Here is a 12,659-nt window from a genome sequence, read left to right as displayed (position 1 = left end):
CCGGTGCCACGGAGTCACTCCTTGTCCCCCCGGACGGCCTCCTGGCGGCCCTGGACGCCGCCCGCAGGTGGATCGGAGTGAACTATGCCGCTCCCGTCGAGCCAGGCGTATGGCCGGTCCCGTTGCGTCACTCAGGTGACTTTCGCAGAGATCGTGGCTCAATATTGGAGCAAAGGTTGATTCATCAACCGGATTGCGCTTCAGTTGATGGATCAACAATCTCTCGTTGGGTAGGGGTAGTGGCATGAGTGAGAAGAAGGTCATCGCGGTCGCCGGAGCCACCGGTGCGCAGGGAGGCGGCACCGCGCGGGCGATCCTCGCCGATCCGGGCTCGGAGTTCACGGTGCGTGCGCTGACCCGGAACCCCGACTCATCCGCGGCCAAGGAACTCGCGGACCTCGGTGCGGAGGTCGTGCGGACGGACTTCCATGACGAGCCGACCGTGCACCAAGCGTTCGAGGGTGCCTACGGCGCCTTCCTCGTCACCAACTTCTGGGCGCACGGTTCGGCGGCCAAGGAAATGGAGGAGATCGAGGTTCTGGCGCGAGCCGCGAAGAAGGCCGGGCTGCGGCACGTGGTGTGGTCGACGCTGGAGGACACCCGCGAACTGCTGCCGCTGGATGATGAGCGGATGCCCGTCCTGCAGGAGAAGTACAACGTCCCGCACTTCGACGCCAAGGGCGAGGGCAACGAGCTGTTCCGGCAGGCCGGGGTGCCGACCACCTTCCTGAACACCACCTTCTTCTTCCAGGGCTTCCTGTCGATGATGGGTCCCAAGCGAGCCGAGGACGGCGTACTGACGCTGACCCTGCCGTTTGAGGACGGCAAGCTGCTGGCCGGCGTCGACGTGAACGACATCGGCCGCACGGCACTCGCCATCCTCAAGGCCGGCGAGCGGTTCATCGGCCAGACCGTCGGCCTCGCCGGCGACCACCTGACCGGCGCCCAGTACGCGCAGAAGCTCGGCGCCGCGATCGGCGAGCCGGTGCGCTTCCAGTCGGTTCCCTACGACGTCTTCCGCTCCCTGGGCGTACCGGCGGGCGACGAGATCGCCAACATGTTCCGGTACTACGGCGACTTCGACCAGGAGTTCACCGGCGCCCGCGACCTGGACCTCCTGCGGGAGATCAACCCGGCACTCAAGAGCTTCGACGACTGGCTCGCCGAGAACGCCGCGAACATCCAGGCGGGCTGACCCGCTGCTGCCGGCAGCGCATGCTCCGGGGGTGCCGCCTTTCCGGCGGGCACCCCCGGGGCGCCGAGTGAGGGGAACGCGTCTTCAGCGGCGCGACGGCATGCCGCTGCGGAGGCACATGCAGTGGTACCCAGAGCTCCCCCGTTGGCAGGGTCCCTTCGGCTAGGACGGCATCGCTGGTCGGTCGAGTGAGCCAACCGTCGTGGGCCGAGGGCCGGACCGTCGACGAGCGGCCGCGGCCTCTTCATGGAACAGGCGGTGCGTAGGTTGACGGTGGAGGAGCAGCATGCGTGGCGGAGCTTCGTGCGCATGCATGAGAGGCTCATGGGCCGGTTGTCCCACTTGTTGCAGACGGAGTCCAACGTGTCGCCTGCGGACTTCGCCGTGCTGGCCGAGCTGATGGACGTACCGGACGGGCGGCGACGGTTTCTGGACATTGCCAGGGCGTTGGAGTGGGAGAAGAGCCGGACGTCCCATCACATCGCCCGGATGCTGAAGCGTGGTCTGGTGGTGCGGGACGAATGCCTTGAGGACGGCCGTGGCACGTTCGTGGTGATCACAGACCAGGGGCGAGCGGTGATCGAAGTCGCCGCCCCGCGTCATATGGAGGCGGTGCGTAAGCTTTTCCTTGACAATGTCACGCCGTCGGAGCTGCGGTTGCTGGCTCGGATCTCCGAGCGCGTGGTGGAGAAGCTGGACGAGGACCCATCCTGACTGGAACGGGCGACCCGGCGTGGGTCATGTGGCTGGCGTGAGCGTCGCCGCGGTGGCCGCTGAGAGCGGGATGAGAACGAAAAGAGCCATGGCGTTTCCCCGGGGTCCCGGGCTGACGTCGGCGTAGACGTGACAGCCCACGGCGCCGATCACGGTGAGAGCGAAGCCGACGGCCGCCGCGATACCGAGCGGCGGCCAGAAGTGGCCCACAATCAGGCCCGCCAGATTTGCGCGCCTCGTCAACCAAGTCTCCGCTGAGCCGGCTACGCCGAAGGCCAGCGGCGTGGCGGGTCAACCGCCGCTACTTGTCGTGATGCAGCGGTACCGGGTGCTTGCTCATGATCGACACGCGATTGAACGCGTTGATGGTGACCGCCACCCAGATCGCGGCTGATATCTGGTCTTCGGAGAGAACCTGTCGGGCGGCCTCGTAGGCGGATGCCTGGATCGCGGCGTTCGCCGGATCGGTTGTGGCCTCGGCCAGCGCCAGGGCGGCGCGCTCCGAGGGAGTGAACAGGCCGGTGTCCCGCCATGCGCTGAGGGTTCCGAGTCTCTGCGGTGATTCGCCGGTGCGCAGGGCCGCTCTGGTGTGTACGTCGAGGCAGTAGGCGCAGCCGTTGAGTTGCGATACGCGGAGGTTGATGAGTTCCACGGTGGTGCGGTCGAGCCCGGCCTCGGAGGCGGTTGCTCGGACGGCCTCCGCAACCTGCACCAGGGCATGGAATGCCTTGGGGCTCTGTTTGTCGATGAAGATCCTGCGGGGTGGGGAGCTGTGGTCGTGGATGCTCACGTCGGGGCCTCCTTCGGGCCACGGTCGGAGTGGCCCGCGTTCGTGCGGGTGCTTTGGCCATCTGCCTGTCTCCGTGGCATCATAGTTGACGTAACAACCAGATCGTGCAGGAGGTGCCGGTGAGCAACGCGGAAACCGATGTCGAGGCTCTACGCTGCGGTGCGCTCGACGAAGGCGACCGGCCGACCGGAGCCCCGCAGGTCGATGTCCTGTCGGCGCGGGAGGTGCCCCTCGGGGGTCCACGTGCGATGCGCGTGCGGCGGACGCTGCCCCAGCGGAAGCGCACACTCATCGGCGCCTGGTGCTTCGCCGATCACTACGGCCCGGACCACGTAGCTGCGTCAGGTGGCATGGACCTGCCCCTGCATCCACACACCGGACTACAGACGGTGAGCTGGCTGTTCAGCGGAGAGTTCGAGCATCGCGACACCCTCGGAACCCACTCCCTGATCCGGCCCGGTGAGATGAACCTCATGACCGGCGGATACGGCATCGCCCACTCGGAGGTCTCCACTCCGAACACCACGGTCATCCACGGCGTCCAGTTGTGGGTCGCGCTGCCCGAGGAACACCGCAGCGCCGCCCGGGACTTCCAGCACTACGTGCCCGAACTCGCGCAGGTCGACGGAGCCCACATCAGGGTCTTTCTGGGCTCGCTCGCCGGCCGGACCTCCCCGGTCCGGGCCTTCACGCCGCTGCTCGGCGCCGAGATCGTCATCGAACCCCACGTGACGCTCCCTCTCGCCGTGGACGCGGCTTTCGAGCACGGCCTCCTCGTGGACAGCGGGGACATCCGTCTGATCGACACGGTGCTGCGCCCTGCCGAACTCGGCTACGTCCCCCGCGGCGTGGACACCCTGACGATGGTGAACGAGACCGACGCCCCGGCGCGGGCCGTCCTCCTCGGAGGGCCTCCCTTCGGCGAGGAGATCGTCATGTGGTGGAACTTCATCGGTCGCAGCCATGAGGACATGGTGAAGGCCCGCGAGGACTGGGAAGCCTCCTCCGAGCGCTTCGGCGTCATCGAGGACTCCCCCGGCGGCCGCCTTCCCGCACCGGCTCTGCCGAACGCCGTCATCACACCGCGCCGGAACCCACCGGCCCGCTGACCTCCCTTACGAAAGGCACACCATGAGCGAGTCCTCCACTACCACGGTCGTCGAGCGTGTGGACGCCGATCGCCGGTACGAGATCCTGGTCGACGGCCAACGCGCCGGTCTGACCGCCTACCGTGACCTGGGCGCGCAGCGAGTCTTCTTCCACACAGAGATCGACGATGCCTTCGCCGGCCAGGGACTGGCCCAACAGTTGGTCCAGCAGGCACTCGTCGACGTGCGCGCATCCGGAATGCGGATCGTCCCGGTCTGCCCCTACGTCGCCAAGTTCCTCAAGCGGCACGACGAGTTCGCGGACATCACCGACCCGGTCACACCCGGCATCCTGCGGTGGCTGAAGGCACAGCTTGGCTGAGTACCCCAGTTGACTCCTCCCTCGCCTGGCGGAGGGGGCACGGGCGTACCCTCGCGACGGTCGACCGTGCATCCCCTCCTCTCAGGGCTGTAGGTACCGGTGGGCCAGGCGGTTCGACGCGCCACCGGCCGCCCCGGAGGACATTGCCGTGAGCGTTTCCGTACGGTCGGCTCAACCCGGCCCATGCGATGCCCTCTACACCAGGTCAGCAACCTCGGTTGCCTCCGACCCTTCGCTCGCGCGGTGCGAGACAGCGGCTGACCGGCTCGTCAACCACTGTTCAACCTGCCATCCAAGCGAGGAGCCGCCGCGCTACCCGGACCATATGCCTTCCGGTAGGCGGTCGGGGTCACTCCTACCTCGTATCGGAGGAGCCCTCGAAGACTTGCGGCCGTACAACAACTGTCCTGTGGCCCCGCCACGATCCTGGCTGTAAGTGGCACAAGCGATCCTGGTCCACCCGGACCTGGCTCGTTACCGTCTTTCAACGTACGAACCTTGACGATCGGAGCACCCTCGTGAGTAACACAAAGCATGCCGAAGTCCACGGAGTCCCTTGGGAAGAGAGCTACGGATACGTGCAAGCCATCAAGAGTGGCGACACCATCTACCTCTCCGGCCAGGTGTCCCACGAAGGGGAGGGGATCGTTGCGCCCGCTCCGGTCAATGAGGACGGGACCGTTACTGACTTCACCAATATGGGCACGCAGATGCGCCAGTGCTACGCCAACGCCGAGAAACTACTGCAACGGTTCGGTGCATCGCTGGACGATGTCGTTGACGAGGTCCTGTACGTGGTCGATGCCGACGCGGGTGACGCGGCGGCAGGCCCGGCACGCAAGGAAGCCTACGGCCGGCCGGATCCTCAAGTGGCAAGTACCATGATCGGTACGCCTCGGCTGGCCTTTCCCGAGCTGCTGGTCGAGATCAAGTTCATCGCCCGGGTCTGACCAGTCCCGTCATACGCCCGTCCGGCCGTGACATGTGACCTGGTGCCATCAGGGGCGAAGCGGTGGAGCTTGCCGCCAGACACCGCACATCCGCTCACGGGCATGCGGCGGCTTGGAACCGTCCCTGAATCCGCAGGCCGACCGAGGCGGTTCCGAATCAGCCGCCAAACCTTCTATGAAGTATGGACAGTTGGTCATGCGGTATTGAGAAGGACAGGATCAGAGAGCCGCCACATCCCCATGGAGTCGGGCGCGACCCGGTGAATCTCGACACCTGCCCCGTCGAGGGGAGCGTTGCCGCGGGCAGCCCACTCCGTGGGACCATCGGCCGTGTGCAGGGCTGCCTCATGGGCCCTCTGCGGGTCGGCGTAGTCGTCCACCAGATAGAAGTGGCGTACGAACCGGCCGCTTGCTGTACGGAATCGGAATCCTACGAGCCAACGGTTCTCAGTGAACATGGTTACTCTCCCTTTCTGCCGAGTAGTTCCTCCGCGCAGCGGCTTCCGGTATTCGCGGCCCGTAATGAACCGAGAGGCTCTCGCGACTCGTCATGTGACGCCGCGTCACAGGAAGCCTCGGAGCTTCCCGGTGCTCCGTCCCAGTGGGTAGCGGAGGGGAACCGTCGTTCAGGTCAGCAGCCGTATAGGCGTCTCGATGTGCTGCCGCAGCGCGGAGAACCAGCGGGCCGCCAGGGTGCCGTCCACGGGACGGTGGTCGACCGACAGGGTCAGGGTCATCAGGTCCGCTGCCTGGAGACTTCCGTCGTCCGCGACGACCGGAGCGCGCGTGGTCGTGCCGACGGCAAGGATGGCGGCTTGGGGTGGGTTGATGATCGCGCTGAACTCCTCGACTCCGTACATACCCAGGTTGCTGATGGTGATCGAGCCCCCTTCGAGGTCGCTCTGGCGCAGAGAGCCGCTGCGGGCCTGCTCCCCGAAGGCGCGGACCTGAGCGGAGATGGCTGATACGGAGAGGCCGCCGACGTTCCGCAGCACGGGAGTGACCAGGCCGGACTCGGTGGCTATGGCCACCGAGATGTCGACAGCGTGGAAACGGCGCACCGCTTCGTCGGTCCAGACGACGTTCATCTCGGGGACTTGGACATGAGCCTTGGCGATCGCCTTGATGAGTAGGTCGTTGACGGAAATCTTCGTGTCACCTGCCGCGTTGAGCTTCTGTCGCAGTGACAGGAGCTCACTGACGTCGACCTGTCCCTTGAGGTAGAAGTGGGGGGCGTTCTGCTTGCTCTCAGTGAGCCGGGTGGCAATCGCGCGACGGATACGGGAGTGCGGGAGCGTCTCGTACGGCCCACCGATGTCGGGTGCCGCGGTCCGGTGTGCGGGGGCCGGCGCGGTCTCGGTCGTGCGTGGTGTCGCGGGCGCCGGGGCCGGTGTTGCGGCGGTCGGCTGCGATCCGTGGGCAGCCACAGCGCGGGTGACGTCGTCGCGGACAATGCGCCCGCCTGGTCCAGTCCCGGTGATCGACTCGATGGCTATGCCGGCCTCGCGGGCCAGGCGGCGGGCCAGAGGGCTGGCGAAGATTCGGTCCTGGGACTGGTGCGGGAGGTGTGTCGGCGGTTCGGACGCCGGCGCCGCCGATGCGGGATCGGGAACGTCGCGGCGCGCGGCCACCTTGAGCTCCGGGGTTTGTGTGATGCCGAGGCTGACGAGGAGGGCGTCGAGGTCCGTCACCTCCTCTCCCGGCGTGGTGATCACCGCGATGGGGCTGCCGACTTCCACCTCGGTGCCGGCGGGGACGAGGGTCTTGAGCAGACTGCCGTCCATGGTGGCCGGCACGTCCACCTCGGCCTTGTCGGTCTCGACGACCACGAGTGCGTCGCCCGCGCTGAACGAAGCGCCGTCGGCGATGGGCCAACCGGACAGGACCGCCGCCGTCGAACCGGCTGCGACCTCCGGCATGCGGAGCAGGTCAGCCATGGTTTCCTCCGTGTTGCGTAGGTGTCGGCGGTTCAGCGACCGGTGATCTTCTTGAGCTGTGCGGCGACTTCTTCGGTCTGTGCGATGGCCGCTCGTTCGAGGACCTTGCTGATGCTCGGAGATGCCTCGCCTCCGGTGACCCGTTGCACGGGCTGGTCCAGCCAGTCGAAGTAGCGACGCTGGATCTCGTCCGCCAGCCATGCGCCGTAGGAGGTGCCGAGGGCTCCCTGTTCGGCGATCAGGACGTTGTTGGTCTTGCGGATGCTCGCACCGATGGTGTCCCAGTCGATGCTGGCCCGGTCCAGCCAACGCAGGTCGACCACCTCCGCGTCCACGTCACCGCCTTCTACGGCCTGAAGGACGTAACGCGTCATCGCCAGGTAGGTCAGCACGGTGATGTCCGACCCGGTTCGGCGTACGACGGCCTTCCCCACGGGCAGGTGATAGTCGTAGTCGTCCACCGGGACCTCCCCGGTGGACGGGTAGAGATCGACGTGTTCCAGTACGACCACGGGGTCGTTACAGCGCAGCGCGCTGTTCATGAGGCCGATGTAGTCGAAGGGGGTGGACGGCGCGACGATGCGCCAGCCGGCCGCAGTGGCGAGGATGCCCGCCGGATCCATGGAGTGCTGCGAGCCGTAGCCGGTGCCCATGGCCACCTTGCTGCGCAGAACCAGGGGGACGTCGCTGTCGCCCCCGAACATGTGCCGTGCCTTGCCGATCTGGTTGAACAGCTGGTCCGCCGCCACCCACATGAAGTCCGCGTACATGAACTCCACCACCGGCCGAGAGCGGCCCTCCAGTGCGATACCGCCCGCGAGGCCGGCGAAGGCGTTCTCACTGATGGGTGTGCCGAGGACACGGTTGGGAAACAGCTCGGGAAGGCCGCGCGTGGCACCGTTCGTACCGCCCTTGAGGCGGTGCACGTCCTCGCCCATCACGACGATGCGGTCGTCCTCGGACATACGCCGGTGCATCACCCCGGCCACCACGTCGATGAACTTGCGTTCCTGCGTGGCGCCGGCGAAGTCGGAGAGCTCGGCGGTGCGGGCCCCCTCGAACTCGCTGAGGTTGCCACGGAGCCCGACGTCACGGAACTCAGGGTCCGGCCACAACTGCGGCTTGATCTGCCGTTGCCCCGGCTTGCCTCCCGGCACGGGCTCCAGCAGTTCACTCCCGACAGCTTCCATCTCAGCCTGCGCACGGCGCGTGCACCGTGTCACCTCTTCTTCGGTGAGGATCCCCCGCCGTACCAGATGGGAGGAGACGAGCGCCAGCGGGTCGCGTTCCCGCCACTGCTGCTCCTCCTCCTTGGTCCGGTAACCGAAGGCACTGCCCGGGAACGGGCCGTTCTGATGGAAGTAGCGGTAGACATCCGCCTCTACGACGGTGGGGCCCTTGCCCTGCCTCATATGGGCCACTGCTTCGCCGGTGGCCAGGTGGACGGCCAGCGGATCCATGCCGTCGACGCGCCAGCTGGGGATGTTGAATCCCAGGGCTCGGGCCGACAGCCGCGGCTCGGCGGTGACCTCGTCGACGTGGGTCGAGACCGCGTACTGATTGTTTTCGATGAAGAAGCACACCGGCAACTGCCACGCGCCCGCGAGATTGAGGCTCTCCAGGACGGATCCAATGTTGACCGCACCGTCACCGAAGTAGGAGACGGATACCGCGTCCGTACCGGCGTGGCGTGCCGCCCAGGCGAATCCCGTGGCCTGTGGAACGCCGCCGCCCACGATGGCGTTCGTTCCCATGGCGCCCGCCTCGCGCCACCGCAGGTGCATCGATCCACCACGCCCGTGGCAGTAGCCGTCGGCCAGGCCACAGATCTCGGACAGGCTGCGGGAGAGGACGGTGCGCACCGCCTCGGGAAGAGGGACCCGAGGGTCGATTCCGTCGGGCGCCACATATCCCAGCGCCTTGGCCAGGAACTGGTGGTGTCCGCGGTGCGATCCGTTCACATAGTCGCTGCCGGTGAGCGCGAGGACCGAGCCGACGGCGCCGCCCTCCTGGCCGATGCTGGAGTGCGCGGGCCCGTGAACCAGCCCTTGAGAGGCGAGCGACAGAACGTACTCCTCGAAGGTGCGGATGAGGAGTGTCTGGCTGAACATCGACATCAGCAGAGCGGGATCGGCGGTGTCCCAGTCCCTTTTGGTCGCAGCGACCTTCACCCAGGGGGATGCTGGCGTGAGCTTCTTGTAAGTGGGCACGGACGCCTCCAGAGATGAGCGCGCGGCTCGGCCGGGCGGGAAACCCAGCTTGTGCTGTTGCCCCACACTCTCCTTCAATGGATCCATACGCAAGTCTACGTTATCTTTACGTTACCTAGACATTGCCGTTAAGGGCATTGACTAGCTGGATTTCAGCAACGAGTGTCTTCGCGAAGAGCCTAATGGATCCAATGGAGGGTGACACCATGTCGAAGGTGACGAGCGCTTCCAGCGCCCTCGAAGAGTTCGAGCAGGAGTCCTGGTGGGAGACGGTCCTCGCTGAACTCAACGGGGACAGTCAGTGGGGGGAGGCGGCCAAGTACTTCCCCGCCCGCATCGAATTCCGCAGCGACCAGACCTCTTGGACCATCGACACCCGCGACGGGCGGGCCGTCTCCGCCCGACGGGGCACGCACCCACAGGGGGCCGACATCACCATCGCCGCCCCGGATGCGGAATGGCGCCGAGTGATCGACGGCGACACCGACTGGTTCAGGGGTACCTCGCCCGGCCTCGGCAGCATCACCGTGGAGGGCGACGGCGTCGCCGCCATGCGTAACGTCAAGGCCATGTGGCGTCTGCTCGGTGCGCTGTCAGTCGCCGGCAAGCCCACGGCCGAACCCGGCCCGTACTCGGCGGACCCCGCGACGGATCGCCACACCGCGATCACGGGGCGCTACGTCGAGGTGGCCGGCCTGCGGACGTACTACGAGGAGGCGGGGGACGGCATCCCGATCGTCTGCATCCACGCGGCGGGCCAGGACACTCTGATGTACCGCCACGTGCTGGAGGGCCTGTCCGACGAGTTCCGCGTGATCTCCATCGACGCTCCCGGCCACGGCAAGACCCTCGAACCGCCGCATGGAGCGTTCCGGTCCATCAGCGACCACGCCGACTTCAACGAGGCGTTCATGACAGCGCTGGGGCTTGAGAACCCGGTTGTCGTGGGTTGCTCGATGGGCGGTAACATGGTCCTCGAACTCGCCGCCCGACGGCCGGACTTCTACCAAGCCGTGATCTCGGCGGAGGGCTCCGACTACACCCCGACGGTCAGCGACACCCTGCTGGAGATGCTGCTCCTGAACGGCGCGCAGATCCTGGAAGGCTGGTCCGAGTCCATGACCGGCCACCGCACTCCCCCGCAGCGCGCACGCGAAGTCGTGTGGCAGCTGCGCAGGGTCTGCCCGGAAGTGATCGCGGCGGACCTCACCGGCTATGCGGGCTTCGACCGCCGTGACCAGGTGGGCGGCATCAAGAGCCCGGTGCTTCTGCTGCGCGGGGACGCGGACTGGCTCGTCCCGCAGGACATGGTCGAGCAGGTCGCCGGCCGCATCCCCGGCAGCCGGATCGCCGTCCTGGAAGGCACCGGCCACTACCCCATGATCGAGAACCCGGTCGAGTTCAACGACACCGTCCGCAGTTTCGTCAGGGAGACTTCGCGATGACCGGATTTCCCCCTGGCGTGCCGTCGGCCCACCTCCTGCCGGCTCCCCTGGCTGGACTGCCCGTCACCCAGGTCGGCATCCTCGTGCCCGACCTGGAAGCCGGCATCGCGACCTGGTCCGCCCTGCTGGGCACGGACGACTGGCTCGTCTACACCTACGGTCCCGAGACCGTTCCCCGCCTCGGATACCGAGGCGGGGAAGGTACCTTCCGGATGCGTGTCGCGCTCACCGGCAGCGCCCCGCAGATCGAACTGATCGAATCGCTCGACGGGCCCAGCATCTACACCGAATGGATCACAGAGCACGGCTACGGCCTGCACCATCTCGGCTTCAGGGTGCCCTCGATCGAGGCGACTGTCCGTCACGTGACGGCCGGCGGCATCACCCTGCTTCAGTCCGGAAGCGGCTACGGGGAGGACCGCGACGGCGGATTCGCCTACTTCGACACCCAGGACAGCGTCGGTCTGATCGTCGAGGCGATCGAGGTACCACAGCGCCGCAGGCCCTCCGAACCGATCCCCGGGAAGCTGCGGTGACAGCACGCCGGAACGGCCTGCCGGGCCTGGCAGGTGTCGAGCACATCGGCTTCACGGTGCCCGACCTGGAGGAGGCCACGGACTTCTTCACCACCGTGATCGGCTGCGAACTCGTGTACACGCTGGGCCCCTTCCATGCCGACGACACATGGATGGCCGACCACCTCAATGTCCACCCACGCGCCGTGATGCGCCGCCTGAGCTTCCTTCGCTGCGCCAACGGCCCGAACTTCGAGGTCTTCGAGTACGAATCGCCGAACCAGAATCCGGTCCCGCCACGTAACAGCGACATCGGCGGCCATCATCTCGCCTTCTACGTCCAGGACTTGGACGAGGCTGTCACCCATCTGCGGGCGCACGAGGTGACGGTCCTCGGCGCGCCCACCCACAGCTCCGGTCCGAGTGAAGGGCAGCGCTGGGTGTACTTCCTCACCCCCTGGGGCATGCAGCTGGAACTTGTCTCCTTCCCGCACGGCAAGGCTTACGAGAAGGGACTGGACCAGAGTGCGGGCCGTGGGGTGCGGTTGTGGCAACCTGAGATGCCCGGACATTGGCCACATTAAGGAACAGCATGCCGCCAGACCTCGACGGTTCGTCCTCGGTAGCCAGCGAGAGGGTCGCCGACACACTGCGCAAACACATCCTCTCCGGGGAGCTGAAGCCCGGTACGAGGATCATGCAGGAGGAAGTGGCGGCGTCCCTGGGATCCAGTCGGCTGCCGGTGCGTGAAGCGCTGCGTATCCTCGCGGCGGAGGGCCTGGTCGTCCTCAAGCCGAACAGCGGAGCCTGGGTTTCCAAGATGGACCTCGCGGAGTGCCAGGCGACGTACAAACTGCGGGAACGGGTGGAGCCGCTCGCTCTGATCGAGTCCATTCCGAATCTCAGCTCGGACGACATCGCGCGGCTGGACGAGATTCAGAGTGAGATCGAATCCAATCAGGATGTCGACCACTTCCTCGTTCTCGACAGAGAGCTTCACCTGATCACGTACTCGGGCTGCCGTGATGATCAGCTCCGCTCCATGGTGCGGCGATTCTGGAACACCACGCAGCACTACCGGCGTGCCTACGCGCGGCTCGTCGACCCCACTGGGTATCAGCTCATCAACTATGAGCACCGGCTGATCATCGAGGCGATCAAGCGGGGCGACCCCGTGGACGCCGAGCGCTTCCTGGTGGGGCATATTCGCCGCACCCGCCTGGCCCTGTCACGCCATCCTGAGCTCTTCCACGAAGAGTGAAGCAAGCCTGAGCATCACCTCCACGAGGCGGGCCGCGATCGCAGGCGACCCGCCTGCTCGGCGTGCCCCCCCTCACTCGCGGCGCTCGGCGAGCCGCGTCCCGCATATGGCCAGGTGGATCCATACAAATGATCACGTTACATAACCGTAATACAGTCGGGTCAGCGTAACC

13 protein-coding genes are annotated in these 12,659 nt (G+C 66.6%); 9 read left to right on the top strand and 4 right to left on the bottom strand.

The window, feature by feature from the left end; translation table 11 throughout:
- Positions 1 to 244 precede the first annotated feature (244 nt).
- Together ACFVT5_RS39540 and ACFVT5_RS39535 are read left to right on the top strand one after the other, a co-directional pair.
- Positions 245 to 1,195 carry an NmrA/HSCARG family protein gene (locus ACFVT5_RS39540; RefSeq protein WP_389898560.1) on the top strand — a complete coding sequence of 317 codons (951 nt, stop codon included), beginning with the start codon at positions 245 to 247 and terminating at the stop codon, positions 1,193 to 1,195.
- Between the two features lie 273 nt (positions 1,196 to 1,468).
- On the top strand, positions 1,469 to 1,909 hold the full coding sequence (locus ACFVT5_RS39535; protein ID WP_389898656.1) for a MarR family winged helix-turn-helix transcriptional regulator: 441 nt from the start codon (positions 1,469 to 1,471) through the stop codon (positions 1,907 to 1,909).
- Positions 1,910 to 1,933: 24 nt separating this feature from the next.
- Here the strand turns inward: ACFVT5_RS39535 and ACFVT5_RS39530 are convergent, their stop codons facing one another.
- Both ACFVT5_RS39530 and ACFVT5_RS39525 read right to left on the bottom strand, forming a co-directional pair.
- On the bottom strand, positions 1,934 to 2,152 hold the full coding sequence (locus tag ACFVT5_RS39530; protein ID WP_389898558.1) for a hypothetical protein: 219 nt from the start codon (positions 2,150 to 2,152) through the stop codon (positions 1,934 to 1,936).
- A 58-nt stretch (positions 2,153 to 2,210) separates the two neighbouring features.
- Positions 2,211 to 2,699, bottom strand: coding sequence for a carboxymuconolactone decarboxylase family protein (locus ACFVT5_RS39525; RefSeq protein WP_389898556.1), 489 nt, complete (start codon positions 2,697 to 2,699; stop codon positions 2,211 to 2,213).
- Between the two features lie 119 nt (positions 2,700 to 2,818).
- Here ACFVT5_RS39525 and ACFVT5_RS39520 point away from each other — a divergent pair, with 119 nt between their 5' ends.
- From ACFVT5_RS39520 to ACFVT5_RS39510, 3 genes are all read left to right on the top strand, one after another.
- On the top strand, positions 2,819 to 3,808 hold the full coding sequence (locus ACFVT5_RS39520) for a pirin family protein (RefSeq protein WP_389898554.1): 990 nt from the start codon (positions 2,819 to 2,821) through the stop codon (positions 3,806 to 3,808).
- Between the two features lie 22 nt (positions 3,809 to 3,830).
- Entirely contained in the window at positions 3,831 to 4,169 is a 339-nt protein-coding gene (locus tag ACFVT5_RS39515; protein WP_389898551.1) for a GNAT family N-acetyltransferase, read from the top strand.
- 518 nt (positions 4,170 to 4,687) lie between these two features.
- Positions 4,688 to 5,119: a Rid family hydrolase gene (locus tag ACFVT5_RS39510; RefSeq protein WP_389898548.1), complete on the top strand. Its 432-nt coding sequence runs from the start codon at positions 4,688 to 4,690 to the stop codon at positions 5,117 to 5,119.
- 626 nt (positions 5,120 to 5,745) lie between these two features.
- Here ACFVT5_RS39510 and ACFVT5_RS39505 read toward each other — a convergent pair.
- Both ACFVT5_RS39505 and ACFVT5_RS39500 read right to left on the bottom strand, forming a co-directional pair.
- Entirely contained in the window at positions 5,746 to 7,056 is a 1,311-nt protein-coding gene (locus ACFVT5_RS39505; protein WP_389898545.1) for a dihydrolipoamide acetyltransferase family protein, read from the bottom strand.
- A 32-nt stretch (positions 7,057 to 7,088) separates the two neighbouring features.
- Positions 7,089 to 9,266 (bottom strand): thiamine pyrophosphate-dependent enzyme, encoded by a 2,178-nt coding sequence (locus tag ACFVT5_RS39500; protein WP_389898542.1) that lies wholly within the window; start codon positions 9,264 to 9,266, stop codon positions 7,089 to 7,091.
- Between the two features lie 206 nt (positions 9,267 to 9,472).
- On the opposite strand from ACFVT5_RS39500, the gene ACFVT5_RS39495 reads away from it, so the two are divergent.
- Genes ACFVT5_RS39495 through ACFVT5_RS39480 form a run of 4 tightly spaced genes read left to right on the top strand, consistent with a single transcriptional unit; the run spans position 9,473 to position 12,487 of the window.
- Complete coding sequence (locus ACFVT5_RS39495; protein WP_389898539.1) at positions 9,473 to 10,711, top strand: alpha/beta fold hydrolase; 1,239 nt, start codon at positions 9,473 to 9,475, stop codon at positions 10,709 to 10,711.
- On the top strand, positions 10,708 to 11,247 hold the full coding sequence (locus ACFVT5_RS39490) for a VOC family protein (RefSeq protein ID WP_389898536.1): 540 nt from the start codon (positions 10,708 to 10,710) through the stop codon (positions 11,245 to 11,247). Before ACFVT5_RS39495 ends, ACFVT5_RS39490 begins: the two co-directional genes overlap by 4 nt.
- A complete protein-coding gene (locus tag ACFVT5_RS39485; protein ID WP_389898533.1) occupies positions 11,244 to 11,810 on the top strand; it encodes a VOC family protein in 567 nt (188 codons plus the stop codon). The genes ACFVT5_RS39490 and ACFVT5_RS39485 overlap by 4 nt, the downstream gene beginning before the upstream one ends.
- Before the next feature lie 8 nt (positions 11,811 to 11,818).
- Positions 11,819 to 12,487 (top strand): GntR family transcriptional regulator, encoded by a 669-nt coding sequence (locus ACFVT5_RS39480; protein ID WP_389898530.1) that lies wholly within the window; start codon positions 11,819 to 11,821, stop codon positions 12,485 to 12,487.
- The last annotated feature ends 172 nt before the right edge of the window (positions 12,488 to 12,659 follow it).

It is taken from the genome of Streptomyces sp. NPDC058001, assembly GCF_042886315.1.
Classification (GTDB): domain Bacteria; phylum Actinomycetota; class Actinomycetes; order Streptomycetales; family Streptomycetaceae; genus Streptomyces.
This window is presented reverse-complemented; position numbering and strand designations above follow the sequence as displayed.

Excerpts from the sequence above, each read along its gene's own strand:
- ACFVT5_RS39540 (WP_389898560.1), top strand. The coding sequence starts at position 245 with ATGAGTGAGAAGAAGGTCATCGCGGTCGCCGGAGCCACCGGTGCGCAG.
- ACFVT5_RS39515 (WP_389898551.1), top strand. The coding sequence starts at position 3,831 with ATGAGCGAGTCCTCCACTACCACGGTCGTCGAGCGTGTGGACGCCGAT.
- ACFVT5_RS39505 (WP_389898545.1), bottom strand. The coding sequence starts at position 7,056 with ATGGCTGACCTGCTCCGCATGCCGGAGGTCGCAGCCGGTTCGACGGCG.
- ACFVT5_RS39495 (WP_389898539.1), top strand. The coding sequence starts at position 9,473 with ATGTCGAAGGTGACGAGCGCTTCCAGCGCCCTCGAAGAGTTCGAGCAG.
- ACFVT5_RS39490 (WP_389898536.1), top strand. The coding sequence starts at position 10,708 with ATGACCGGATTTCCCCCTGGCGTGCCGTCGGCCCACCTCCTGCCGGCT.
- ACFVT5_RS39480 (WP_389898530.1), top strand. The coding sequence starts at position 11,819 with ATGCCGCCAGACCTCGACGGTTCGTCCTCGGTAGCCAGCGAGAGGGTC.